The organism is Citrobacter sp. RHBSTW-00986 (assembly GCF_013783065.1).
Lineage (GTDB): Bacteria > Pseudomonadota > Gammaproteobacteria > Enterobacterales > Enterobacteriaceae > Citrobacter > Citrobacter braakii.
This window is the reverse complement of the sequence record NZ_CP056202.1, coordinates 39,103-63,070: the sequence shown is the minus strand read 5'-3', so window position 1 is coordinate 63,070 and position 23,968 is coordinate 39,103. Positions and strand designations below refer to the sequence as shown.

The 23,968-nt window shown below is 46.9% G+C and carries 22 protein-coding genes and 4 pseudogenes; 6 read left to right on the top strand and 20 right to left on the bottom strand.

The features are described 5' to 3' along the window. Positions 1–644 precede the first annotated feature (644 nt). The 4 genes and pseudogenes from HV345_RS25670 to HV345_RS25660 all read right to left on the bottom strand — a co-directional run bounded on the left by HV345_RS25670 (position 645) and on the right by HV345_RS25660 (position 3,625). Positions 645–767 carry a type I toxin-antitoxin system Hok family toxin gene (locus tag HV345_RS25670; protein ID WP_224776414.1) on the bottom strand — a complete coding sequence of 41 codons (123 nt, stop codon included), beginning with the start codon at positions 765–767 and terminating at the stop codon, positions 645–647. Then, positions 712–861: pseudogene (locus HV345_RS26610) on the bottom strand (DUF5431 family protein); the annotation flags it as partial. The gene HV345_RS25670 and the pseudogene HV345_RS26610, both read right to left, overlap by 56 nt. A gap of 496 nt (positions 862–1,357) precedes the next feature. Further along, the gene (locus HV345_RS25665) at positions 1,358–1,603 is read right to left on the bottom strand and encodes a hypothetical protein (protein WP_048216952.1); all 246 of its coding nucleotides are present in this window, start codon (positions 1,601–1,603) and stop codon (positions 1,358–1,360) included. A gap of 657 nt (positions 1,604–2,260) precedes the next feature. Next, entirely contained in the window at positions 2,261–3,625 is a 1,365-nt protein-coding gene (locus HV345_RS25660; RefSeq protein WP_048216953.1) for an anti-phage deoxyguanosine triphosphatase, read from the bottom strand. Positions 3,626–4,050: 425 nt separating this feature from the next. Between HV345_RS25660 and HV345_RS25655 the strand changes: the two genes are divergently transcribed. Further along, positions 4,051–4,719, top strand: coding sequence for a DNA adenine methylase (locus tag HV345_RS25655; protein WP_048216954.1), 669 nt, complete (start codon positions 4,051–4,053; stop codon positions 4,717–4,719). Next, a complete protein-coding gene (locus HV345_RS25650; RefSeq protein WP_048216955.1) occupies positions 4,716–5,561 on the top strand; it encodes an 8-oxoguanine DNA glycosylase in 846 nt (281 codons plus the stop codon). Before HV345_RS25655 ends, HV345_RS25650 begins: the two co-directional genes overlap by 4 nt. Here HV345_RS25650 and HV345_RS25645 read toward each other — a convergent pair. The 4 genes from HV345_RS25645 to HV345_RS25630 are packed head-to-tail and all read right to left on the bottom strand — an operon-like array spanning position 5,505 to position 8,329. Continuing rightward, the gene (locus HV345_RS25645) at positions 5,505–6,179 is read right to left on the bottom strand and encodes a dehydrogenase (protein ID WP_223862018.1); all 675 of its coding nucleotides are present in this window, start codon (positions 6,177–6,179) and stop codon (positions 5,505–5,507) included. The genes HV345_RS25650 and HV345_RS25645 overlap by 57 nt on opposite strands. After that, positions 6,157–6,762, bottom strand: coding sequence for a 7-cyano-7-deazaguanine synthase (locus tag HV345_RS25640; RefSeq protein ID WP_048216956.1), 606 nt, complete (start codon positions 6,760–6,762; stop codon positions 6,157–6,159). Before HV345_RS25640 ends, HV345_RS25645 begins: the two co-directional genes overlap by 23 nt. Next, positions 6,759–8,000 (bottom strand): PfkB family carbohydrate kinase, encoded by a 1,242-nt coding sequence (locus HV345_RS25635; protein WP_081051438.1) that lies wholly within the window; start codon positions 7,998–8,000, stop codon positions 6,759–6,761. Before HV345_RS25635 ends, HV345_RS25640 begins: the two co-directional genes overlap by 4 nt. Beyond that, positions 7,997–8,329, bottom strand: coding sequence for a hypothetical protein (locus tag HV345_RS25630; protein ID WP_048216957.1), 333 nt, complete (start codon positions 8,327–8,329; stop codon positions 7,997–7,999). The genes HV345_RS25635 and HV345_RS25630 overlap by 4 nt, the downstream gene beginning before the upstream one ends. Positions 8,330–8,688: 359 nt before the next feature. Here HV345_RS25630 and HV345_RS25625 point away from each other — a divergent pair, with 359 nt between their 5' ends. Next, a complete protein-coding gene (locus HV345_RS25625; protein ID WP_048216958.1) occupies positions 8,689–9,294 on the top strand; it encodes a hypothetical protein in 606 nt (201 codons plus the stop codon). A 284-nt stretch (positions 9,295–9,578) separates the two neighbouring features. Here the strand turns inward: HV345_RS25625 and HV345_RS25620 are convergent, their stop codons facing one another. Then, on the bottom strand, positions 9,579–9,821 hold the full coding sequence (locus HV345_RS25620) for a hypothetical protein (protein ID WP_048216959.1): 243 nt from the start codon (positions 9,819–9,821) through the stop codon (positions 9,579–9,581). 259 nt (positions 9,822–10,080) lie between these two features. Between HV345_RS25620 and HV345_RS25615 the strand changes: the two are divergent. The 3 genes and pseudogenes from HV345_RS25615 to HV345_RS25605 all read left to right on the top strand — a co-directional run. Then, positions 10,081–10,546: pseudogene (locus HV345_RS25615) on the top strand (tyrosine-type recombinase/integrase); the annotation flags it as partial. A 3-nt stretch (positions 10,547–10,549) separates the two neighbouring features. Next, positions 10,550–12,676: an ATP-dependent endonuclease gene (locus HV345_RS25610; protein ID WP_059347289.1), complete on the top strand. Its 2,127-nt coding sequence runs from the start codon at positions 10,550–10,552 to the stop codon at positions 12,674–12,676. A gap of 2 nt (positions 12,677–12,678) precedes the next feature. Beyond that, entirely contained in the window at positions 12,679–14,370 is a 1,692-nt protein-coding gene (locus HV345_RS25605; RefSeq protein ID WP_048216961.1) for a UvrD-helicase domain-containing protein, read from the top strand. Positions 14,371–14,570: 200 nt separating this feature from the next. Here HV345_RS25605 and HV345_RS25600 read toward each other — a convergent pair whose 3' ends face one another. The 11 genes and pseudogenes from HV345_RS25600 to HV345_RS25550 form a co-directional block, all read right to left on the bottom strand. Beyond that, positions 14,571–14,990 (bottom strand): hypothetical protein, encoded by a 420-nt coding sequence (locus tag HV345_RS25600; protein ID WP_048216962.1) that lies wholly within the window; start codon positions 14,988–14,990, stop codon positions 14,571–14,573. Next, positions 14,983–17,016, bottom strand: a complete 2,034-nt coding sequence (locus tag HV345_RS25595; RefSeq protein WP_048216963.1) for an integrase — start codon at positions 17,014–17,016, stop codon at positions 14,983–14,985. Before HV345_RS25595 ends, HV345_RS25600 begins: the two co-directional genes overlap by 8 nt. Further along, on the bottom strand, positions 17,009–18,571 hold the full coding sequence (locus tag HV345_RS25590; RefSeq protein WP_048216964.1) for a site-specific integrase: 1,563 nt from the start codon (positions 18,569–18,571) through the stop codon (positions 17,009–17,011). The genes HV345_RS25595 and HV345_RS25590 overlap by 8 nt, the downstream gene beginning before the upstream one ends. After that, the gene (locus tag HV345_RS25585) at positions 18,558–19,805 is read right to left on the bottom strand and encodes a site-specific integrase (RefSeq protein ID WP_048216965.1); all 1,248 of its coding nucleotides are present in this window, start codon (positions 19,803–19,805) and stop codon (positions 18,558–18,560) included. Before HV345_RS25585 ends, HV345_RS25590 begins: the two co-directional genes overlap by 14 nt. Positions 19,806–19,963: 158 nt before the next feature. Further along, a complete protein-coding gene (locus HV345_RS25580) occupies positions 19,964–20,533 on the bottom strand; it encodes a single-stranded DNA-binding protein (RefSeq protein ID WP_137366984.1) in 570 nt (189 codons plus the stop codon). Between the two features lie 597 nt (positions 20,534–21,130). Then, positions 21,131–21,271 (bottom strand): hypothetical protein, encoded by a 141-nt coding sequence (locus tag HV345_RS25575; protein WP_181636734.1) that lies wholly within the window; start codon positions 21,269–21,271, stop codon positions 21,131–21,133. After that, positions 21,217–21,571 (bottom strand): annotated as a pseudogene (locus tag HV345_RS25570) (DNA polymerase III subunit theta). The gene HV345_RS25575 and the pseudogene HV345_RS25570 overlap by 55 nt, the downstream one beginning before the upstream one ends. Positions 21,572–21,704: 133 nt before the next feature. Beyond that, a pseudogene (locus HV345_RS25565) lies at positions 21,705–21,848 on the bottom strand (hypothetical protein); the annotation flags it as partial. Positions 21,849–21,861: 13 nt separating this feature from the next. After that, on the bottom strand, positions 21,862–22,272 hold the full coding sequence (locus tag HV345_RS25560) for a DUF1380 domain-containing protein (RefSeq protein ID WP_059593816.1): 411 nt from the start codon (positions 22,270–22,272) through the stop codon (positions 21,862–21,864). A 47-nt stretch (positions 22,273–22,319) separates the two neighbouring features. Beyond that, positions 22,320–22,748, bottom strand: coding sequence for an antirestriction protein (locus HV345_RS25555; RefSeq protein WP_181636733.1), 429 nt, complete (start codon positions 22,746–22,748; stop codon positions 22,320–22,322). Between the two features lie 419 nt (positions 22,749–23,167). After that, positions 23,168–23,935 (bottom strand): hypothetical protein, encoded by a 768-nt coding sequence (locus tag HV345_RS25550; protein ID WP_137367560.1) that lies wholly within the window; start codon positions 23,933–23,935, stop codon positions 23,168–23,170. Positions 23,936–23,968: the final 33 nt, after the last annotated feature.

Below are 23,968 nucleotides of genomic sequence, written 5' to 3'. Positions count from 1 at the left end.
ACGGCGAAGCGTACCCTTGCGGGCAGGCGGATGACGGTGCTACAAGCAGCCCTCCGCGTGAGGACACACAGGGCGATGACCTCACCGGATGAACAGGATGCACACACCCGACACGTCGGAACGGCGTGGCGGCATCAGAGCGACGGCATCGCCGGCGCGGTGGAGGCGGCGCGACCGGCACGGGCGCAGCAAGCCGCAGGGGTTGACCTTCGCCATCAGACCCTAGCCGTATGGCCCGAAACCCGCAGGGGTTCGGCGGAGACTGGCAGGTGCGCAGCAGCTGCCCTGGCGGAGTGGGGCTCGACGACTGGACAGCGTCAGCTGGTCAGGAGCCGAAGGGGGCCATCAGTCTGTTATTACTGAGACCAGAGGAATAGAACAGAACCATGCAGACAGTAGATAAATGATCCGCAATCAGTAAATCACAATGGACAGGGCGGGAAGAGAGCGGGCGCGCCGCAGGCGCTGCCGCCCTGCCCCGTTCCCGGAGGGAACCGTCCTTCCTGGCTGTTCATGCTTGCGATCGCACCAGAAGAGGAAAAAGGGGCTGCAAGCGAACCGGCAACCCCTTCATAAAGGCGCTTCAGGCATAACCAAACCACCACAGCCCCTGATTGGCGGGGGTTTCCCCCCGCCGGGGTTAGCTACTTAGCGGATTCGTAAGCCATAAAAGCCGCCACCTCCCTGTTCGTGTCCCTGTAGCGGATTTCGCAGAGCGATTTCCTGGTCAGGTAAGTGAATATTAACAATGTGAGACACACTATCAATACACACCAAATCAGGGTACTTCGTGGCAGTTTCATAGCCTTCTTCTCCTTGCCTTGCGGCATCTAAGAGGCTATTCTGTTGGTGTCTAGTCAAGCAGATCGCCTCGTGTGTTGGTTAATTTAATTAACTTCCTACGGGGCTTTCTTCTTTCTGCCACACAACATCTGAAACGTCATGAGGCAAAAAGCCTCAAGCGCCACAGCCATTATACCTCACCCCATACCAGACTGACCAGGTATCTTCCCTTTATCTCGCTGATTTTATGTGAAATATCGTGTTTTTTTCGATATATAAATCTCGGATTTACCCAAAAAAAACTGCACCTTAATCAGTCGGGTATCCAACTTTTGGGGCGCAGTCCAGTTCAGGCGCAATTGAAATTATTCAAATCCTAGAACGGTTCTAATTACCTGATAGTGGAAAATAAAACAAAAAATATAATAATTTCATATTGTTATATAATAAGTTATTAACTATGTGAAGTTTTTAGTAAAAAATAGCCTTTATTACGACTAAAAACTTTACTTTCCTCTCTTGGCTGTTGCTCACCGCAATCATTCCAATTTTCTGGAATTAGTCTAAAAGAGAATCAGAGCAACTCTTTGCCTATTAGCAGCCTGAAGTCAACTCTGTTGTGAAGATTAACCTCATAAATTCCCTCAATAAGATTTTCAAGGGAATATTTAACCAGTTCCGCTGGGCCAATAATGATACAGCCATTTTTGACTTCAATATCAATAGCATCGCCGATACTGAAGCCAGCTTTTTCCATAATTGCTTCTGGTATTTTGAATACCGGGCTATCTCCGCATTTCTCAATAATTGTCTGGATCATTGGAGCTCCCCCGCTAGTACCATCACACATCATTTCTATAACTATACTTATATATCAACAACTTATATCACATGATTTCAAACCATTTAGTACGCATCATTCCACTAATCAGTATTAGTAAAAATAATTCAACTATCTTTTATTAATAGATAATTGATACATCCCGCTACAGCACATCGTCCGAACCAAATAGTATCTAATTGATTAGAAATGATTTTAAGTTAAAACAGATGAAAAAAGTCAGATGTGCTGTAGTGGGAAAATGATTTTTAATGGAGTGGCTTGCGGTGCCGAAACCTCCTGATCGATCACCATTTAACAAATGAACATCTACACAAACTTACAGACAGGCTCAAAAATTTGTATACATAGCGCAGTTGAGGTTAGGATAATCAAAGCTTCCCGCCTCCGGGTTGCTACTTACCAAAAATACCAAAGCGGGGTGCTACCCCCGCTTTTTTTGTATCTGGTACTTATTCAGTAACCGTGACTTTCGGCCCAGTGACGCGCAGGATGCTGAGTTAGCAATAGAGCTTATGCTATCCAAAAAAACCATAAAACCCGACAATACTGATAAGGATTGAGCCCCCCTGAAAACAGGGCCAGGGTCAACTTCTATTTCATCGTGCTCACGGTTTGCCATGTGCAGAGGGAACATCAGAGTCTGTCAAAGATTGATCCTTTGCGCGGAACAAAGATTTTCTCATACAGCCGAGTCGCGTACTCGTCCGTCATACCTGAAACATAGTCGCTGATGACCCGCATTTTTTTATCGTCAGCTTTTTCAGCTTCTCTATACTTCTTGCACGTCTCAGCCGGGAGAAAACGTGTGGGGTCGCTTGCCAGCACATTGAACAGTTCTACAATCAGCTTCTGACCTTTGAACTCCAGTAGCTGAACGTTTTCGTGCCGGATCACCTTGTCCTCAACCAGACTGAAAATGGCCTCACGTAGGGCTTCGACTTCGGCAGGTAGTGCCACTTTATAGCGAAGCATTCCGCACTTGAAATCAGGATGCTGCACCTGAAGCGTGACGCTTGTGATCATCAGGTGGACCAGCGTTCCGATGCATTCCTTGCGAAGGTAGCTTCTGCCGAACAGCTTATCGGCTACGTCTTCAGCGGTCAGGTAAAACGAGCTGCGTTGGCATGCTTCAAACAGGTGTGACTTGTCACTGAAGTAGTCCATCCACATGCTTTTGTCGATCATTCTCAGCGAAATCGCGTCCTCAAGATCATGGAGTGAATAGGAAATCTCATCAGCTAAGTCCATAATCGTTGTGTCCAGCGCTTTATATTTCGTTTTTCTGTGCTCAACCGGCTTGGTGGTCTTTCTTCCGGATCTGAATAACAGCGCATCATCATCATCAAAAGGTCGGAGTGCGAAGCTGACAGTATCCGCTTCGGAGTCCAGATAGCATTTCGGGGGCTTAAAGCCGGAGGATTTAAACAGCCATTCACGGCTTCCTGCCTGTGGCTGGCCGTAAGCGCTCTCGTTGACTACCTCAGAGTAGCTTGCCGGGTATTTCAGCACGCCTAGAATAAGCCTGCGCGTGGGATCCAGCCCGTTGGACTCGGTGTACTTATCCAGTTGGGTGAGTATACGCAGCGTCTGTCCGTTACCCTCAAAGCCTCCATAGGCTCTCATGCAGTAGTTAAGCGCAACTTCACCGCCATGACCGAAGGGGGGATGGCCGATATCGTGGGCAAGACAGATAGCCTGCATAAGGCTTGGGTGAGGCAGGAATTCCGCCTCAGTCGCTATCCCAACGGGATAGCGTATATTCAGCTGCGACAGGATGCCGCTGCCAATCTGCGCTACCTCCATAGAGTGAGTCAGCCGTGTGCGGTAGAAGTCGCTCTCGCCCAGACCCAGCACCTGCGTCTTCGACTGTAATCGCCTGAACGCGGAAGAGTGGATTAGTCGGGAAAGATCGCGTTCGTATTCCGACCTTATTTCATCTGGCCTACGGGTATTGCTCCCTTGGCGTTCAGACCAGATCTGTTCTTTGCTGTGTGTCATACAGGCTCCTGTGGGCAGGATATAGCAATCAGCCTGCTTAAGTGCAGACGTGAGAAATGTAAACCCGGGGCTGAGTTTCGTCCCTGTTATTCGGAATGAATCCTCTGTGCCAGCAAACTACCCAGGTTTTATCATCGTTAAAGAGTTCCGGGCGAGCGATCGTCCGTGCTGCACTCTGGAAGTGAAAATGCATCCGTCGCATACATCATTGAGCAGAATAAATTATCTATCACATCTATTCCTGTAACGAGAAAAGTTATTTTTTAAAATCATCACGTTGCTATGCGTTAGTGTGAACAGCTCTGCAATAGAGTTTATAAAAAACGAACTATCAGGTTATTGATTATGTACTTTGTAGTAAAGGAGCGCGAACACCAATATCGATTGAAATTGACATCATCGTCAGAAATGACGATGATTAGTGCATGAGATATCCCGGTGGTAAAGGCAAGTGCTATCAGAGACTCATCAACCTGATGCCAGTGCATGAGACATATATTGAAACCCACCTTGGTGGAGGAGCTGTGATGCGCAACAAACGGCCCGCAGCCCGTAATATTGGAATCGATATTGATCAACAGGTTATTGATGTATGGCGCGGCGGGGATATTCCCTGCGAACTCATTCAGGATGACGCTATAGCGTATCTCAGTACGTTTCCGTATCAGGGTAGTGAGCTAGTTTACGCCGACCCACCCTATGTTCATAGCACGCGTAAACGTAGCAAAATCTATCGTCATGAATATTCAGATGACGATCATCGCCGGCTGCTGCAAGTGCTTGCCAAGTTGCCCTGCATGGTCATGATATCCGGTTACGGAAATACTATCTATGACGAAATGCTCAGCGGATGGCGCTGCGAGCGATTTAACGCCAAGACTCATACGAACGTGCGTGAAGAATGCGTATGGATGAACTTTGATGTTCCTGACAGGTTGCATGACGCGCGATACATGGGCAGCAGTTATCGGGAAAGACAGACTCTGGCCCGCAGACGCACTCGGCTTTATGACCGCATAGAACGAATGGAACCCGCAGAGCGCAACGAACTGATCAACTGGCTGAACGCAACTTATGGTCTGGAGGCTGTATGACACAGCGCGGAGCGGTCTTCATTGGACCGACAATTATCAATCTTGACTTTCCGGCTCCGGAACAGGATATCCTGCCGGGTGTTCAGTGGGGAAGAATTGAGGCGTTCCCATCGCCAGCGTACTGGGCCTATCAAATACTCGCCCGTCGTCTGGAAGTCAACGCCGTCAATTACAAGCTTGGGCGAACGCTCAAAGAGGAAGTGGGTGCCTGCCTGCTGGGTGGACACGGCATACCAGCTGCGATAGGCCTTGCCGCATTCAATAAGCTGAAGGATTGCGGTGCGTTTGATGCTCAGCCACCATCTGAAGCCACTCTTTACGAATGGCTATCAGAGCCCATTAAAACTGGTAAAAAATCAGTACGTTACCGCTTCGCTCGGCAAAAATCGCGCTATCTCTCGGTTGCGCTAAACAGGCTGGATGTAGAGATGCCGCCGACGGATTCGGGCCGTGCTCTCAGAGACTGGCTGACCTCCATTCCCGGTATTGGTCATAAAACGGCATCATGGATAGCACGTAACTGGCTCTGTGCGGATGATGTCGCTATTCTGGACATTCACATCCTGAGGGCGGGACTACTTGCAGGTTTTTTCCCGGGAGACCTTACTGTTGAACGTGACTACCTGAAGCTGGAACAAATCTTTCTGAAGTTCAGTGAAGCTATGGGCGTAAAAGCATCTGAGCTGGATGCGCTTATCTGGTATGAAATGCAGGCCTCTTCCAGTACAGTGTTCAGTCTTATCGAAAACATGCGCGGCCAGCCTCTTGCGAAATTGCGCCCCCGTTCATCGCGAGCCAAAAACCGCCAGTCCGGTACCAGCCAGACGACCTTCCAGTTTTAATCCGGAGCACCAGTCATGGCCTGTAATGCCCAGCGGGCAAAAATTGCATTCCAGCGCTTCGGCAACAAGCGCCATCTGCCCTACAAGAACACCGGAATCGCGCCAAACAAGGCTATCAGCATCTGAATATTTTGCTGACGTTTTTCCTGGCTCAGCGATAAGTCTGACAATAATTCCGCTCTGGATATCAATTACCGGCAAAAGCTCATCGCGTATTTCGAATCGGGTCTGCTCAGGGATCCGAAGCGGTGCCAGCGCATGCATGTCAGGCAGATACAGCTGCCACCCATCCCGTTCAGGGAGGGAAAGAACAATGTGAATAGGATGTATGGCCCCGGCGGAGGGCACGGGGCGTTGAGTTAGTGGAAAGCCATAGCCTGAATGTCCCACAGCCATCACTCTGCCGGTTAGCCATAGCCAGTGAGATAGCTGGACCTGACTGACGTGGCTGAAGTTTCGCTGTGTTCTACGGGTTTCGATCACGTCATTCAATCCGGGAAGCACTGCATTCTCCGAAGGAGGCGGCAGAAAAAACGGATCTCCGGCGGGCCAGTTAACGGGTTGATAGCTGAGTGGCTGTTCACGGGGAACAGGACTAGCGGGAACGGTCCAAGTCATATCCGACATCATCCAGAACCTGAAAATACTTATTGCACCCCCGGCAGTTGCCGCATGGGATGTTTGCCTTATGGCAGCTATGGGCCCAAGCGAGGCCACCTGGCGTAACATCTGAAATTCTGATCAGCTCAGAGGTTGATAACGTAATTGCCGGAGCTTCGACAACCATGCCTCCTTCCTGAAACGACATAAGCTCACTGATTCTGCTGATGAAGCCTATAGTACCATCTAGATGCGTTTCATCTGACTTCACTGTGCCGATCCACAGGTGCGTGACGCCAAGCGTTATTGCCTTCATGGCCGCCAGAGAGATGAGCATCTGGTTACGATACGGCCACCAATCGCTCGATGGTGCATTCGGATCCGTAGCGGTACCAGCCATATCTCCTGATCCCAGCGAACGGCAGTCAATGCGTATAATGTGATGCTCAATTCCAAGGGTCTCACAGGTGGCAGTGGCAGCTTTAATTTCGGCATTGGCGGCTTGCTGACCGTAGTCGAGTGTCAGTGCTATATCCGGGCGTTTCCACCAGGCAATAGCAATGGAGTCCATTCCGCCAGAAAGTAAGAGTGCGGTTTTCATTTTTGAGCGGCCACCCAGAGCGTTTTATAAATTGCTGTGACGTAATCTTTGCTCAAGATACATCCTGATCCTTCCATCATTTTCTGATCCTCTTCCGATTCGTTCTCGGCATAGAACACCACCGGAGTGCCTAGCGCCCGCGCGTAACCGACTTCATAGATGGTGCCGGAGTCGAGCGCATCGCCTATTGCAAAAACGATGTCGGCCTGCCGTATCGCATCAAGATCCTTTTCGACTACTTCTTCTGCGGGTCCGTGTCCAACCATGTGATAGGGGGAAAAAACGTCCAGCCCAAGATCGCTCAGGTTCCGTCGCGCTTGCTCAACAAGCCAGAGCTGTGCCAAGGTAAAGAAGGGGCCAGCCAGATAGACTTTTCTGTTGCCACCCTCAATAAACGCCTGAGAAAGCTTGATGGGGCTGGGACTGAAAGCAGCCAGCCCTTCTGCTGAAGGAAAAAGCCCACTTTCGCAGTAACATGCGGTGGCAAGTGAGGCGTAATTCGCAGCATCGTGGGCTGTTTTTTTGTTCAGCATCCACTCACGGGAAAAATAGGCTACGAATGCGTCACCAGAGCCAATTTTGTTGACCCGACTTGTCTCATAGGCAGGGATATAGGATATGTTACCTTTATCGCAGATGAGTGCACCAGCTGGGCCCTGCTTGATAATGATGACTTCGGCATGACCGCTTTCGTAAAGAAACTCTGCATGCTCTCTGTCGGATAATTCGCGCTGGCCACTGAGGGACTTCGCCTCATAGCGGTTAAGGATCAAAGCGAGGTGCTTTGCTCTGGATCCGTTTGCTGTGAATGGCTCCGGGTTGGTCACATTCTGGGGGTCATATACTGCGTATTCCGCGTCTATTACAGCGGATCCCTCCAGCATTCCATAGCGTAGAACACAGGGCGCTTTCACTGTAATGACCGGGTAAGGGGTGTCCGGGTAATTGAAAATTCGAGGTTCCGCCAGCCCATGCTCATAATGGAATATGACGGATTCACGTACTTCATTCGTATGAAGCGTGAAGTTTTCAAAACAGGCGCGTTCTCGAAGAACCGAATTGACTATTTCATCAGCGTAGGTGTACAAATCAACGTTTACACCGAGCGTTGCCAGTGCTGATGCCGCCCTTCCCGCTGAACCGTAAACCTGGTGATTTCCTGGATGAAGGCTAATTTCATGATATGTACCGCCTGCAATAGTGATGATCTCCGTACTGAACGTTTTGCTGTTGCTCATATCGCGTACACACTGACCCTGACCTGACCACCATTAATGGCGGTTACTTTGGCAACGTAGGTTGTACCATTACTCATACAGTCACGGAGGCGCTGGATGTAGGGAGAAGCGATACCCCCAGCCTGCAAACCGTTGTGCATAGCAACCGTTAGCAGAGTTCCGTTTGAATTGATTTGCATAATCCCCATAATCACGCCGACTGACAGCTGCGCTACGACCTGCGGATCGGGCGAACTTAGCTGAGTATCAATCGTAAGTTTTTCACAGGTCACTTCAAAATCATCCTGACCGAACTGGCCGCCAAAGCTACCCCCACCAGAGCCTGACATAGACACCTCGCGTTACAATTATTAATATATTTGATATTTGTATATCAATAAAATTTGTCGGTGTATAGAAAAATTGTTTGCTTTATGTGCAGGTATCAGGTGTTATTTTTTAACTAACATTAATCATGATTTGTCTTGATAGTCATCTCGGTAGTGTCAGCCTAAGGCCCTTCGAGCAGACCTCGTCGTGAGGACAGAAAGTGCCTATAATTACAGCACCGCCTCAATTAATTTATTGAATAAATTGCCTTTTACAGATAAAGCAATCGTTCTTCGGGATAAAACTTCCGTTGCCCTAATTAAACATGTATTCTACCCGGCTGGGCTTTTTCCAGCGAAAAAACGCGGAGTTAGCACACATGAAGCGGAAAAACAGAGTATTCACCTCCCTTTCGCGCCGTAAACGCCGCGCTAAAACCCGAGAAATCAAAAACCTTATCCACCGTGAACGGCATCGCTGTGGTGGTATATTCTATGACGAGTGCGATATAGATGAGGCATTTGCATGCGGAAACTGGAAGTGGAGCGACATACTTTTCTTGGGAAGAGACTCTGCGGTTTTCTGGAATGCGGAGATAATTACGGCCAGTGTAGAATTTAGTGATAGAGTCGAATCAATCGCATTCAATGAAGCATGGTCGATGCTGGATGATGGCGAACGGTTCTGTGATTTGTGCAATAAACCAGCACTCTCCGAATTCGCAGGGCTGACATGGATGGAATATATTGAGAAGCGAGAACAGGAAATAGCCCGAGAAAACCCACCAGTAGTTCACAGTGGTTATCGTATCCTACCCGGCTATGCAAATGGTATTGGTTTGCAGATTATCGTTGATGTTGATGTTTTGAGCCGTGACGTCATTGAATCCGCTATCGCAGATTTCATTACGCGAGGTGAGCGAGAATGGGTCTCGAATGAACCAGCGTACACCAAGGTATTTCAAGAAACTTCCGCTGTAGATTAGAAGGAAAATATCGAGTCTTGAGAGAAAAATACCATTACAGATAAAGTAGTTAATTAAATTATAAGCATCCCGGTAAGCCAACACATAATATGTATATTGAGAGCTTTAACGAAGATTTCGCTACGAATATCTGAATGAACGCGGTTCAATGTTATTGTACATAAAATGATTAATGCATGATGACAATCACCGACAACACTCAGCGCTGGATTCTCTGCCCCTCCTTCTAAATTTTCAGCAGGTTGGAAGAACATAAAAACCTTTCGGAACAGCGTGAAAAAAAATCAGAGCTGCTCTTTACCTGTTGGTAAACCGAAGCCAATTTTTGGGTGAAGATTAACTGCGGAAATTCCTTCCAAGAGAGTATCCAAGGAATACATTTTCAGTTCCGTATGGCCAATGATGATGCAACCATATTGGTCTTTAATATCAATAACATCATTTGCACCTAAGCCAAATTTTTTCATACCAAACTCCGGGACTCTAACCATCGGGCTGCTCCTCCATTTTTCAATAATAAGAACCATTATAGCCCCCTCATGGGTATCCGCATACAGAGTTTCGATAATCCTGCAAGTGTAGCAGTGAGCTGAATCACTGGACTAAAAGTCATATAGGATCCCTCTTGAGCACATCCGTACAATAATGCTCACATATCATTGATTAAAATATATTTTTAACTAAAACTGAATACCAGACGTTGATGTGCTGTAGCGGGGTACTTACAGTCTGATTGATGTCAGCTTTGTATAAAATAAGCGTCAAAGATGGTTGCCAGAACAGCCAAGGTTACTGATGATTACGGGTGTAAGAACCATCGAATTACGTGCTGCATTATGGTCGGAATTTGATCTAGGTAACGCTTCCTGCTGAAAGGATAAAAATGCGCAGGCTACACCTTGTGCCTTTATCGACTCAAGCGTTAGATTTACTCAATGAACTCAAAATGATGGCAGGGAACTATCGTTATGTTTTTCCGAGGCGGAATGATCCGAACAAATCGATGAGTGAAGCGAGCATTAATCAACTAATCAAGCGAATAGGTTATGGTGGACGACCTACCGGCCATGGGTTTCGACATACTTTTTCAACAGTATTGCATGAAGCAGGGTTCAACCGTATTTGGATAGAGTTACAGTTTGCTCATGTTGATAGAAATAGTATCCGCAGAATATATAACCATGCTAATTATATCGAAAGCCGAATAGATATAATGCAATGGCATTCGAATAAAATTAACCAGAAGAATTAATAAATGTATATTAAAAACTTATCAATACGTAATTTTAGAAATTTTCAAAGTACGAAGTTGAACTTTAAGAAGGAATGTGTGAATACGATAGTTGGAGAGAACTCATCAGGTAAAACAAATGTTTTTGAGGCTATGAGATTAATACTAGATGATTCTCTCCCATATTATAAAAGATTCCTTACTGAAAGAGATTTTCACAGAGGATGTTTGCCGGTTTTTGGTCAATGGATATTAATCAGTTTGGAGTTAGGTGACATTTCTGGAGATGAGGAGTCTGAAATTTTATGTCAATTAAATACGACAGTTGATGCGGGTGGTACAGGTCGAGTAACATACATATATCGACCTCAATTCCATATTAGAGAGAAACTTTTTAATTTATCATCTATTGCAGACTTGCAAAAAAGGAGAGAGGCATATGATAAGTTGCTAAAGGAATATATTATTGATAAAACGACCTACGAGGCCTGGACTGTTTATCAAGGAACCTGTGATTTCTCCGATGAAAATGAATATGTCAGGATTGCTGGTGATTTTTCAAACTTCATTTTCCCAAATCCTTCTGTAGAATATATAGATTTATTAGGAAATAGGCAGCGTGGATATAATTTACTAGACCATATTAGTTGCACATACGCAAGGGCGCTGAGGGATGTTGTTAGTGAGTTAAAAAATAATAGATTCAATCCATTCCAAAAACTATTGGATTTCATCTCTAAAGATATTTCAAATGATGAAGAGCTCACAAGTAATATTATAGACGTAAATAATAAGATATCAACAATATCAGAGGTTAGAAAGCTTTCTACAGGTATTCTAACATCCATTACTAATGCTGTCGGCTCTACTTATTCCCCCTTAGTAAATATTTCATCAGAACTTCCTAGTGACGTCAAAGATCTTGTGAAGGTTTTACAGCTCAAAGCAGGAGATTCGTTGAGTGATGGGTACACGGCTGATTTATCCGAAATGAGCTTGGGTGGAGCTAATTTAATATATCTTGCTCTTAAATTGTATGAGTATGAAGAAGGGGTGAGTAAGAATCTATTGTCAAACTTCCTGATCATAGAAGAACCTGAATCGCATATTCATACTCATATTCAAAAAACACTTTTCAGTAATTTAAAAAACAAAAAAACTCAAGTTTTTATTTCCACGCATTCAACACACATCTCATCAGTCTCTAATATATCATCAACTAATGTTTTGGTGAAAAAACTTGGATACACTCAAGCTTGTTCTCCTTCCTCAGGCCTCGATGAACCAACGATCAATAAGATAGAGCGTTTTCTTGATGCGATACGTACAGATATTTTATTTGCTAAAAATGTGATATTAATTGAGGGGGATGCAGAGGAAATTCTAATACCTCATTTAGTAAAAAACTCTTTCGGTGTAACACTGGATGAGTTAGGAGTATCTCTTATTTCTGTGAGAGGAACCGGGTTTGAATTACTCTCATCGCTTTTTCATCCATCGAGAATAACTAAAAAATGCGCAATACTCACGGATGATGATATTAATATCTATAACGAAGATAAACCGGAGTACATCACTCAGGTAATGTATGATGATGCCATTTCCTCAGAAAAATCAGGGAAAGAGAGAGTTGAGGCGTTAAAGTTATTAACTGCAAATAATAATCTTCTCAAAGCATATTTTACAAAACATACCTTTGAAATTGATTTAGCTCTAAGCGGTTCAAAAAAATATTTTGAGATAATAGCACGAGAATCGTTCGAAAAAGATTTTTATTTAACTCCTTACTTAGATGCTTTCCAATCTTCTGACGATACGAAAATTGGTTCCTTTGCTTTAAAATTGGCAAATAAACATAAGAAAGGTTGGTTTGCAATGAAAGTTGTTGAGAAACTTGACCACAATTTCCCTATCCCTATGGCTTTGTGTAAAGCACTTGGATTTACCAGCGATTTTAATAAGTTAACTCTCGCAAGAGTGATTAAATATAGGTGTGATTATTACACTAAAACTTTAGGTGATAATATAATCGAAGTGGCTTTCTCAGATGATAGCCTTGAATATATTGTTGACAATATAGAACCAGTTTTGGATATTTTCAAAGGACACTATAGCAATGATCCTTTAGTGCATCTTTTAATGGAGGCGTAATAATGGACGATGAAAAAAAAGAATTATTAAAGATCAAAAAAAATCTTTTTGTCTCTGCTTGCCCAGGCGCAGGGAAAACTAAGTTTCTTTTGGGTATGCTTGGCGATAATATTAGGTGTGACTCAGGGTTTAAGTGGCATATAGTTCTTACACATACTAATGCTGCCGCCGATGAAATAAATTTACGATTAGATAACCAAAACATTCTAAATGATAGAGTTTGGTGTGGAACAATACATTCATTTTTACTCGAGTGGGTGGTAAGAAAATATGCGGGGGCAATGGCTAGAACAAAAGATGGAGTAAGGTTAATATCTGAGCGTGAACATCGTGACTTAATACGTAAGATTGAGAAGGAAAAATTCCCCAGTACAAGATTAAAATTTAAATGGGATGAATATGGTGATCCTCATGTTGAGCCATTTTGTTTATTAAATGAGCCTGAAAAAATAATTGATGCTCAAAAAAACGAGGCAATAGTGTGTGAGGAATATGAAAAAAATAAGATAGATGCAAGCCTCATAGATTTTAACGACATATTAACTCTTAGCCTGGAATTTTTGACTCAAAACGAGAAGATCGCAGAGTATTTATCGAAACTTATAGGTTATATTTACTTGGATGAGTCTCAGGACACTAGTTATATCCAGTTGGAAGTTCTTTCATTTATTACAAGATATAATAAAACAATAGTTCTTGTTGTGGGTGATAATGATCAAGCTATATATCAAGATCTTGGTGTGTCTATAAAAGATGAAGTTAGTATTAAGAAAATACTCAAACTCGATGAGTTGGAGGTAAGGCAACTTACGGGATGTTACAGATCTACAAAATCATTAGTAGATTACTATAAAAAATATTCTTATTCGAAATCGAATATAGAATCTATCCGTGAGGATTTAGGTAAGTCACCTATTATTAGACACACATTGCAAACTGATTTGGCCGGTAGGGTGATGAATCTTATTGAGGCATATAATAAGTCTAAAGGTAGTGTTGAGAGTTTGGCTATAATAGGTCCGAATAGATATTACTTAAATGATCTTATCAATAGTATTTATGAACGTTCAAATGAGTTTGTATTTGATTTTTTTTCAACCAATCCTTTGTATACATTGAAAGATACCATTTATAATGATCTTGTTCGTCTTGTGTTGCTTGATGTGTCAGTTAATAATTACAGAGCCAGACATGCGTTATGCATTTCTATAAAAGACAAACTTCCTGAATTTGATGGTTTATCTTGTAGTGACTTGAAAAAAGCAGTAAAGCAATTCAATACAAAGCGAACTGTTTTTATTCTTTGGTTAAAAGATTTTTATGAGTTCCTTTTATCTGCTTTACCTCATTCTCCAAAAATAAATTCTGATTATTTGATCTGTCAGTCCAATCTTTCAGCTTTTCCAGTAAAGGCTGACATAATTTCAATACGAAAAATAATAAATAAAGAGGCTAACGTTGTGAAAGTGACAACAATACATGGTTGTAAGGGTGAAGAATACGATTATGTAATATCTATTGGATATCATGATCAAGTTGTTCCCCATTCTTCGGCGGTTGAAAAGGGTGCTGAATACTCAGAAAGCATCGCAAAAAGATTAATGTTCGTTGCATTTTCGCGCGCTAAAAATCACATGAATATATATATCGATGACCGGAGAGTTGTTAGCCCTTATTTTATAGCTGATACTTGACTTGAAGAGAAACAGTGTTCTTCTGTTTTTCATATGTACCACAGCGCGCAATGCTCTGCCCGCTAAAGGGGCCGCTTTTAATGCAGATGCAATAGCGACCTCAGACCGTACCAGAGATAGCACTGTAAATAGAACGACTCACTTTTAAATATCGTCCGGTTGTAGTAGTCAACTAATTATGGCCACTACAAACTCAATAACTATCTTTTTTCTCCGTCAGTACGCTCACGGTCAATCTTTGTCAACGATGCATTAAGTTGATGTTCTGTCATTCCATGTTTGTATGCATTGTATTGCCAGATTACAAACTGCTGTTTGTACCTCCGGTTTTCTTCTTTAAGCTCTTCGATTTCACTTCCAAGATTCACAATCCTGGCGGCTGCAATATTCAAACTAGCTGGGCGCGGATTTTTGCGGCCCCTGCCTTTCAGCGCCTCTTTTTTTGTTTGATAGGCAGTCACTATTGCCTCATGTGCATTAAGGGATTGCCTTGATGGTAACTTTCCTACCAATGGCTCTGCCGCCTCACAGATTGCTAACCAAGACAATTTTGGTTCTTGCCATCCTCGAATTAGGTTCACGATGGAATCAATATCTCTATTATTCAGATGTTTAGCCAAAACCACCTCCTAGAAAAGTTGTCAAATCATCTAACATCACAGCTTCTTCGCTTGCTTTTCCTTTCTGCTCAATGGACTCAATGGACTTCTTTTCTGCAACACGCCGAAGCTGACTGAAATCATTGCCCCGAAGCTTAATCTGCGCACCATTTTCAATATCTGGCTCTTCTAAAATAGCGACTAACTCCCGAAGTCTGGTGACGGTTTTCTTGTGGTACTGATACCAGCGATCAGCCCCCATCTCGCCGCTTGCCACAGCCGTTTCGGCAAGCGAAAACAATCGTTCCGACTTCACCAGCCGTCTTTTAATTCGATCTAATTTTTCTGTATCATCGCCCTTGATACAAACCTGCTCAATACAATTGACGCAATCTCGGAACTTCTCACAGGGGCTCATGGTGTAGTCATGTACACAGTAGCCATACTCCGTCACATGGACTGAGGAATGCTCTAATGTATTGAATTCCTGCATAGTCACGGGCAAATGCTTTGCCACCTCGCCGACAGGCCCAAATAGCGCTTTTGTGGGGTCTAGGCGTTCAGCCATACCAACCAGCTCGTATTCGGTCATGTGGTTGTAAGTTCGATTCTGCTTAACATCGGCCCGCCCTGACCACTTGGCAATTTCCAGGTTTGACAGTCCGCCGCGCTGGGCAATGGTGTTGAGCAGGTGCCGTGCCTGATGCGAGGTCATTTTAACCCGTTCTCCGTTTTCAGCACGATAACCATGGCGATCAAAGATGCTGGCATGTTTTCCATCCAGAGCCTCACGAGGCACCAGATCATTGTTGCAGAAGTTATTGGTTGGCTTATGTAATTCAACCGGTAGGCATCCTCGGTTTCCGTGGAGCTGATTAGCATTTAGTGCAAACAAGGCATTGCTGTACTTAATTTCCTTGTCTTTATCAAACCACGGAAAGTCAACAGGCAAACGCGCCATAGTATGCTGCCACAGGCTGTTTAACGTATGTACATAATCTTCTTTAGCTAAACGTCGATTACCAAGAGACGACCTACACGTCTTTTTTGAGTCATGTGCGAAACCTAGCGCCATACAAGCCTGCTCCATCGTCAATGGCTCATCATCAGCGATATCGGGGCAGCTAGCATGTCGGTAAAACTTATTCGGGTGTTTCTCAATCCACTTGGCCAGCTGACGGGCATCCTCTGACAACTTTTTCGCTCTGGCGATGGCTGTTTTAGCAACTGAGACCATCACCGTTGGTATCCATTTGATATCGCCCTCGTAGCCTTTTCCTGAGAAAAAACGCCAGCCATAGCGTTCTATCCCTTCACGATCCGTTTCACACACCTCGCAATCCACAGGCAGAGCTAACACTTCAGTAATGCGTGAAGGTGCTGACATCAACATGGCAAAAACCGATGTTGTAAATATGTCTCGCTCATGAATTGGGTCATTGGCAAAAATTTCCGCCAACGCATTAAGAGCAATATCACTCGGAAGTTTCTCTTCCCTATTTTTCTTCGCCTCTCGGCCTGTTTTGTTCTTGTCCTCTACACGCTTAATTGGATTGACCCAATTTTGCATAGCACTTGATACAAGCTGGTTTTCAGTTAAAAACTTAGCCAGCCGCTCAATCTCACGGCCGCAATGATATGCTGAACCATCGGAGTAGTGCTGCCTTGCCAATTCAGCTGCTTCGTCCAGGACAGAAATCGATATGCCATCAATATTTGCGTTCCCGTTTACTTGAAGCAAAGCCGCTTCGACCGAACGGAGAGCCTTACTTTCATTCTTTGTCCCCGTGGGATGATGCCCCTGCTGGTAACGGAAATAGGCTTTGGCGAAATCAATGAACTCAGGGTTTTGTACCTCTCCCTGCATGGGCTTTCGCGTAATAATACCTAACTTGGAAAACACAGTTATGTTTGGCCAAACAGCATCTTCCCAATTTAGATCAGAACCGAATACAGTCAATTGATCTCGGCACTTGGATATGAATGCTTCAAGGTTTTCTGCTGCTGCCAGTGTAGCCTTTGGCTTGAACAGGAAAAGCTCAGCCATTGGTTATTTCCCCCTGTGGACTAAGCTCTTCGCGACGTTTTACACAACGTATGATCACATCTGCCACAGCGATAATGCTGCGATCAAGTACGGCAGCAATCTGTATGTCGCCAGTTATCTCTTTCACCCGTTCACGCTCGTTGAGCAGACCCTCATAGACCTCCTCATGTGGGCCATCCAGCCAAGGCTGGAAATGCATGCAGGTGTAGCAAGGAATAGGAATATTGGCACCACAAAAGCCATGTTCTCCACAAGTACCAACACCCTGGCCCATCTCGGTCCGAATACGACTGGTAGGATCGTTACCTCGATGCGCGTCCCTCTCTGAATCGACAAGTACCCCGACAAAGGCCTGAGCGTATGGTGCCAACTGGAAGCCAACCGCCTCATCAAGCTTTTTCACATGTTCGGGGATATTCTTAATGTAAACGCCTGCGTTTTGGGTGTCCGTATGGTCAAGCAGTTCCGCAATCACCAACTCGCCAAAGCCTTCCCGGGCAGCTCGTGTGCCCGTGGTATAACGAAAACGACGAGCATTGATATGCAATAGCTCACCGGTTCGTTCCGACCGGATATCGGACTTTTCTACGATGTACTGAAGTGTGTAAGTTATCTCTGCTGCGGGGATGTGGAGTTTGTCGGTAGCAAGCAGTTGGCGGAATTCATAAGGAGATTGGACGGCAGCTAACACATTAAGATCCGGAAACAGAGGAATTTGCTGCCGATCATCTTCCTGCAATTCAAACCCCAGACGCTTCTCAACCAGTGCAATTGCATTCCTTGCCTGAGCATTCAGGATAGCCCATAGTTCAAGTGATATCGCGAAGGGCTTGAAGTTTGTTCGGAAAGTGCTGCTGCGCTGTTTAGCTCGCGGCACATTCAACACATAGAAGGGTTCTCCTTTACCATTTTTGCCACAAAGGACATCGACCACACGAAGTAACGATATTTGGATGGGACGACGTCCCGTATGACTGATACAAAGTGTCATAGCCAACTCAGCTATCGTAATTAAGCTCTTTTCATAAGCCCGAATAGCCCCCTCATTAACTGCTGTCAGCTCATTATCCGTCAGAGGCCCCTCTCGAGGATCCATGCGCTTAACCGCATCCCCCTTACGATTACCCTTTAGCGTCCAGCCATCTAGCAATCGGATCACCTCCTTACTGATGCCGGGATAGCCCAGTTCGTGCCAGGATCGAAGAAAGCCACGGATAGTTGCCAGATACCATTCTGTTGCAGGCGACAGCATCGACCGATAATTAATCAATACAATATCAGTAATTTCTCTCGCGCCAGTCTTTCGCAGCATGTGCTGAAACCGTTCAAAAATATTTTTTGTATGAGAAGAAGAACGATTGGAAGCATAAAACGCCAGTGTCCGCAGGCAGCCATCTAGCGACCCATCTGGCAAGTAATAGTGAATATCAGCAAGGTTAATAGTGATATTTCTATCCAATGTCCACGATGTGTCATACAGCAGAAAAGAGTAGCCATTGGCGCTAGCACGGATTTGCTCGGATGCTAATGCAGATAAGGAGTTATTCGTCATCATTCTTCATGTCCTCTGGCAAGCGGGTGCCGCTACCTTCTTGTAATGCCAGAGCGGCCTCAAAACCTTTTTGCCGAATGAAGCGTTTGTTGTAAGTCGCTGCGGTTCCTGAGCCATCCCTCCAGCCCATTAAATACGAACGGAGTTGTTCTTGGCGTTCCTCGCTGACTTGCTCATCCATGGCATCCATTCTTTCTGAAAACTTGCGATTCCAGGTGTGACGGAGCGAGTGCCCTGTCGCTGCATACAACTGCGGTGATACAGTCCTGACCACAGAAAAAATTTTGTGGTATCCCCCTTTGGAGATAGGATTTCCCACAGTTGGCCCTGGCTTGTAAGTCACAAACAGGTAGTCATTTTTCTTCGCATTTCGGACTTTCCGGCGGTCTTGAATGATATAACTATGCAGTTCTTGAACTAAGGATTCAGCCAACGGTAAGAGCCGTTCTCTGGTTTTAGCATTAGGCTGATTGGTTCTAGAGTCAACCCGCTCATCTGCTCGCCTAACGATACGGATCCTGTTAGTACTAAAATCAACATCCTGTATTCTGATATTCAATAATTCACCACCTCGAATACCAAGATAAAACAGAAGCAAGATCATCAGCCGATTCCGGCGCTGCACATCTATTGAGAAAGGATTTGACTCCGATCCAGGCTGGATGACTTCAAATAGCGAATCCAATTGAACATCACTCAATGACCTGTCTTGCAACTCACTGCTTCTGTGCTTTTTAGACGGTCGGCGCGTCTTTATTTGCTGCGCCATAGCATTGATCTGTTCGACAACTTCCAGTTCTGCCGTCTTTAAGATATGCATCGCATACCAGTGTAAATAGTTGGCAAACGTTGTCAGCCGGGAATGCTGTGTCCCGTTATCAACGGTATCGGTCATCACATCTGCCAACCAAGGGGTAGAGGACGCTATTAATGGCCTCTTTCCTTGTTTGCACTGAGCAAAATCTCGCAGATCGTCCAGCTCATGTGGTCTGAAGAAGTCCTTGGTCAAAAACCGCTGCTCAAGGTCAATGTCTCGACTCTCTACAAAGCTTAACAACATAACAAGGTTGCTAGCCGCCGCCAACATCGTTGAAAAAGCATCCCCTCTATTGCGGATTTGAGTTGTTAGAAACAGAGTGGGGTAATACAGGGGAAGGCCAGAAGAACGATCCACCACCATGCAGTAGCGCTCACCACTATCCATAACAAATTTTGTAACCCCGTAGAGTTTCTTCATGCGCACACAACCAACAAACTTTACATAATTGCAAGGTGAACGATGCACCAAAGATTGTCAATTAATGCTTGACGATTTTCCAAGCTCAATAAATAAAAAACCCCTGAATTAACAGGGGGCTGTGTATTTATTCTTTACAAATAACTCTCAGGTCAACTCTAGAACGGAATATCATCGTCGAAATCATACGGCGGTTCGGGCTGCGCTGGCGGCTGCTGAGGTACTGCCTCTGTGTTTTTTCCTTTTTCCGTTTTACTCTTTCCTTTTGCTGCCCTGCCCTCGCCTTTTGCGCCACCTTTTACCGCCGGAGATGGGGTCTGAGGTTCCGGCTGCGGCTGTCCACTAAACTGCTGACCGCCCTGCTGTACCTGGCTGTCACGGCGACCGCCCAGCATCTGCATAGTGCCGCCCACATTAACAACGACCTCTGTGGTATATTTTTCCTGACCAGACTGATCGGTCCATTTGCGGGTACGCAGCTGGCCCTCGATGTAGACCTGGGCACCTTTACGCAGATACTCCGCTGCGATTTCCGCCAGTTTTCCGAACACGACAACACGGTGCCACTCGGTGTGTTCGCGTATCTCCCCGTCCTGCTTATCGCGCCATGTTTCAGACGTTGCCAGGGTAAGATTTGCCACCGCGCCCCCGTTGGGCATGTAACGCACTTCAGGGTCCTGCCCCAGATGACCGACCAGAATGACTTTGTTTATGCCACGTGCTGCCATGATAAATCTCCTTAATTCAGTACCTTGCTTTTAAAAACCATCACCCGTTGAGTTTCGGGAGCCGCGGTGTTGACGTTTGCGGGAACCTGCTGCGCTGTTTCCCTGGTATTTAACTTCACCCGTTTGAGAACCTTCGCCGCAGGGGCGTAAACGAGCACGGGCGATGGCAGCCGTCCTGGGCGCGGTTTACCGCGTGCCATTTACCCTGGACGGCTGACAGCGTTTGTGCTTGTCTCAGCCCAGGCGAGAGGGGCTTAAACGGTGAAAAGGCACCAGAAGTGGATGAGAGCAGGGGCCCGCCGCAACGTCGGGGCGCGGCACGCGAAACGGCGTTGCGCCTTACAGCCCGGCAGCCTTACCGCCGGGGTGCGAAAAGCGCAGGAAACGGCGCGTAAAAAGGGCGGCGTGACCGGAACGGTCGCAGCAAGCCTGCCTTTGACTTTCGCCATCAGACCCTAGCCGTATGGCCCGAAACCCGCAGGGGTTCGGCGGAGACTGGCAGGTGCGCAGCAGCTGCCCTGGCGCAGTGGGGCTCGACGACTGGACAGCGCCAGCTGGTCAGGAGCCGAAGGGGGCCAGCACCCTGACATTTTAGATTTAAAAAACACAGGGAAGCAGCAGAAGGAACAGGAACAGGAACAGGAACAGGAACAGGAACAGGAACAGGAACAGGCAGTGTATTATCACCGGCAGGAAAAAAACATCACACACTGGCCAGACAAAACTATCACCCGGCATGAGAAAAATCCGGCCAGCGACAGGCAGAATGCTTCAGGACTGACGCTACTTTTTAACCTCATCCTCTTTTCTTGCATATTCCGGGGCATTTTTGTCAGGCAGCTGCTCACTGAACTGACGGTAATAGTGCAACCGCCCCCAAAAATACGCTCTGAGATGTTCAGGCAGATCTCTGACCACCAGTTCAGCGACCACCGGCATAGCCAGCCTTTCTTCATACGCTACGCCTGAAGCGACCAGGTCGATGGCCACCTTATCCTGCTCTTCTTTCGATGTTGCGGCGAGATTAAATCCGGACATCATATACTCCGACAGAAAGGGAAACCGGCGGTAAGTGTACGCCATCTGAGTCAGGGGGGGAAAAGGACGGGGAGCGGCGCGAAGCGCGGCGCGAGTCCTTCCTCCCGCAGGCGCCAGCCTGCATGGTTTTTCGCGCGGGCTGACAGGTCATGTATTCGCAGATTTCATCCATAACCTGCGCGGTTGTCAGTTCGCGCTGGCCTGCATCACGGCGGCGGGCATTAATCAGTGCTTTGTACTGGCGAAGAATTTCGCGGGTTTCCGGTTTAATATTCACGGGTTACTCCTTCTTATGCGTCGATCGCGGTCTGTAACTGGCGCATGGCGTCCATTTCTTCAGCCACAAATGCCTCTGCATTACCACCCCCTTCTTCTGCCACGGCGTACAACCGATTTAGTTCACTGCCTGCCAGTAACATTATTTTTTGCAATGCACTGGCCGGAACGCTGACATCACGTATTGCGCGGCGCTCGTCCATCAGTTCTTCAGTGACGCCACGGACCATGCTCACATCGGCCCCCTGATCATACGTCGCATCCAGTCGCTGCATGACACACGTAATATCGTCCTCGGACAAATTCCACTCACTGGTCAACATGCGGATATCCTCACGGGTAATACAGAGAACCAGCAATGCTTCATCGGATGACAGGTTATATTTCAGGAGATCGGTCATGATTTCTTTCACGGGTGCGTACATTTTTTATTCCTTGTTAAAAGGGGCGGCATCGCCGCCCCGTTGGTTAATCAGTCGAGTGCGGCATAAATGGCGTTGCATTCAGGGTGAAAAACGATGTGATTCCAGAGCTGGGTATCACGCAGCATATACAGGTGTGTGAGTGCAGCGTTGCCGCAGTCGTGATGCGTCCAGCAACGGCGGTTAATGGCAAGTGAGGTCAGAATAATTCCGGCGGCGTCGGCGCTGACGGTACGATCAAACCAGTTTTCACCGTTGATCATGTGTACCCGACCGCAGTCGGGCATCATGTAGCCGCCGCCGTCCGGCAGACGGATGAAATGCCAGAAACCCCCGTTGTATTCGGGCATCCACTGTTTTGCCAGGGCATACACCTGTAATTCAGCCAGCATAAAATCGTTGCCGAACATGTACGGCAGGAAAGAAAGACGGTCGGATTCTTCGGCGTTAAGGGTGTGCTGACGTGTAGCTAACTGCATGGTAAACCTCCGTAATCACATATACCGCGACACCGGGCGGTGCCGTGCATCCATACCAGTCGGGCGATCGGTCGGGGATACAAGGGCGCAAGGGAAGCCGCAGCCTGACGCGCACGGCAGACGGGAGCTGAAGGGTGAGACCGTGAAACCTGAGCGGTCGAATGACCGGAAGATAACGGCTGACGTGAAGGAAGGACCGGGTGACCGCAGCGGCGCCAGCGAACCCTTGTATCCACGACAGCCCGACTACGATGGATGCACGGCACAGCCCGCACACGGCACCGGACTGACAGAGTGGAAAACCACCAGGCCACGTCACACAGGGACGGGGCCGCCATAAAAGCGGAGCCGGCGACATCCTTTTCAGCTTCTGAGTCACCGGCGGATAAAAGAAGGGGTTTCCCCCTTCCCTCCCTGACTTAATCCCCTGTGGGGTCAGTGTTGCGCACCTCATTCATGACATCCCGCAACACGCGGCGGTCAAACCAGCGGCGGACCGGTTCCCCCGGGAAACGCAGAAGATCGGTCATCACCCCGGCCGCTTCGATTTCTTCCCGGGACTCATTCACCAAGGTGAGCAGGACCGGACAAAACCGCGCCCCCCGGACCAGTATGCCGTCCAGCACCTGATCCAGCCGTTCCCCGTCCTCACTGTCCAGCCAGTTGTCGTGCTCGTATTCGTCCGCAACCAGTCGCCAGACTCCGAAACGTTTTTCCATCAGCCGCGGCGCGGCAGACGGCACCAGAGCCGCCGCGATGCGCTTCGCGTCCTGACGAACAATGTCACAGATCCGGTCAATGAAATCTTTCAGGAAGGCCAGCAGGTCCCCGCATTCGGCTTTTGTCAGCCATTCCCGGGCATACGGCAGACTGATACAGGTAAAATCAGTCAGGGCTTCGGGCCGGGGATAAGACTGAGCCGGGTACAGATGCAGCCGGGCGGGCGTACCTGCCAGCCGTTGCGCGCTGGCGGTCAGCAGTTTCGCCCGTCCGTCATTCAGGGCCTGGCACAACCGGGTTGTCAGCGCCAGGATCTCGTCTGCATCGAGCACGCCACTGGCGAACAGCCAGCCGGGTACGGTTTCGGGCGCGACGGGCGTCATACCAACTGAGTCGGGCCAGCCGGACCGGCGCAGCAGATTGTCACCGTGGCGCAGAATGAGGGCGTTCAGGGTATCGTTATTCATGGTTATTCTCTCTGTATACTGTACGGGAAGTAT

Excerpts from the sequence above, each read along its gene's own strand:
- HV345_RS25665 (WP_048216952.1), bottom strand. The coding sequence starts at position 1,603 with ATGATCCAGACAATTATTGAGAAATGCGGAGATAGCCCGGTATTCAAA.
- HV345_RS25660 (WP_048216953.1), bottom strand. The coding sequence starts at position 3,625 with ATGACACACAGCAAAGAACAGATCTGGTCTGAACGCCAAGGGAGCAAT.
- HV345_RS25655 (WP_048216954.1), top strand. The coding sequence starts at position 4,051 with ATGAGATATCCCGGTGGTAAAGGCAAGTGCTATCAGAGACTCATCAAC.
- HV345_RS25650 (WP_048216955.1), top strand. The coding sequence starts at position 4,716 with ATGACACAGCGCGGAGCGGTCTTCATTGGACCGACAATTATCAATCTT.
- HV345_RS25645 (WP_223862018.1), bottom strand. The coding sequence starts at position 6,179 with ATGACTTGGACCGTTCCCGCTAGTCCTGTTCCCCGTGAACAGCCACTC.
- HV345_RS25640 (WP_048216956.1), bottom strand. The coding sequence starts at position 6,762 with ATGAAAACCGCACTCTTACTTTCTGGCGGAATGGACTCCATTGCTATT.
- HV345_RS25635 (WP_081051438.1), bottom strand. The coding sequence starts at position 8,000 with ATGAGCAACAGCAAAACGTTCAGTACGGAGATCATCACTATTGCAGGC.
- HV345_RS25630 (WP_048216957.1), bottom strand. The coding sequence starts at position 8,329 with ATGTCAGGCTCTGGTGGGGGTAGCTTTGGCGGCCAGTTCGGTCAGGAT.
- HV345_RS25625 (WP_048216958.1), top strand. The coding sequence starts at position 8,689 with ATGAAGCGGAAAAACAGAGTATTCACCTCCCTTTCGCGCCGTAAACGC.
- HV345_RS25620 (WP_048216959.1), bottom strand. The coding sequence starts at position 9,821 with ATGGTTCTTATTATTGAAAAATGGAGGAGCAGCCCGATGGTTAGAGTC.
- HV345_RS25610 (WP_059347289.1), top strand. The coding sequence starts at position 10,550 with ATGTATATTAAAAACTTATCAATACGTAATTTTAGAAATTTTCAAAGT.
- HV345_RS25605 (WP_048216961.1), top strand. The coding sequence starts at position 12,679 with ATGGACGATGAAAAAAAAGAATTATTAAAGATCAAAAAAAATCTTTTT.
- HV345_RS25595 (WP_048216963.1), bottom strand. The coding sequence starts at position 17,016 with ATGGCTGAGCTTTTCCTGTTCAAGCCAAAGGCTACACTGGCAGCAGCA.
- HV345_RS25590 (WP_048216964.1), bottom strand. The coding sequence starts at position 18,571 with ATGATGACGAATAACTCCTTATCTGCATTAGCATCCGAGCAAATCCGT.
- HV345_RS25585 (WP_048216965.1), bottom strand. The coding sequence starts at position 19,805 with ATGAAGAAACTCTACGGGGTTACAAAATTTGTTATGGATAGTGGTGAG.
- HV345_RS25580 (WP_137366984.1), bottom strand. The coding sequence starts at position 20,533 with ATGGCAGCACGTGGCATAAACAAAGTCATTCTGGTCGGTCATCTGGGG.
- HV345_RS25575 (WP_181636734.1), bottom strand. The coding sequence starts at position 21,271 with ATGCCGGGTGATAGTTTTGTCTGGCCAGTGTGTGATGTTTTTTTCCTG.
- HV345_RS25560 (WP_059593816.1), bottom strand. The coding sequence starts at position 22,272 with ATGTACGCACCCGTGAAAGAAATCATGACCGATCTCCTGAAATATAAC.
- HV345_RS25555 (WP_181636733.1), bottom strand. The coding sequence starts at position 22,748 with ATGCAGTTAGCTACACGTCAGCACACCCTTAACGCCGAAGAATCCGAC.
- HV345_RS25550 (WP_137367560.1), bottom strand. The coding sequence starts at position 23,935 with ATGAATAACGATACCCTGAACGCCCTCATTCTGCGCCACGGTGACAAT.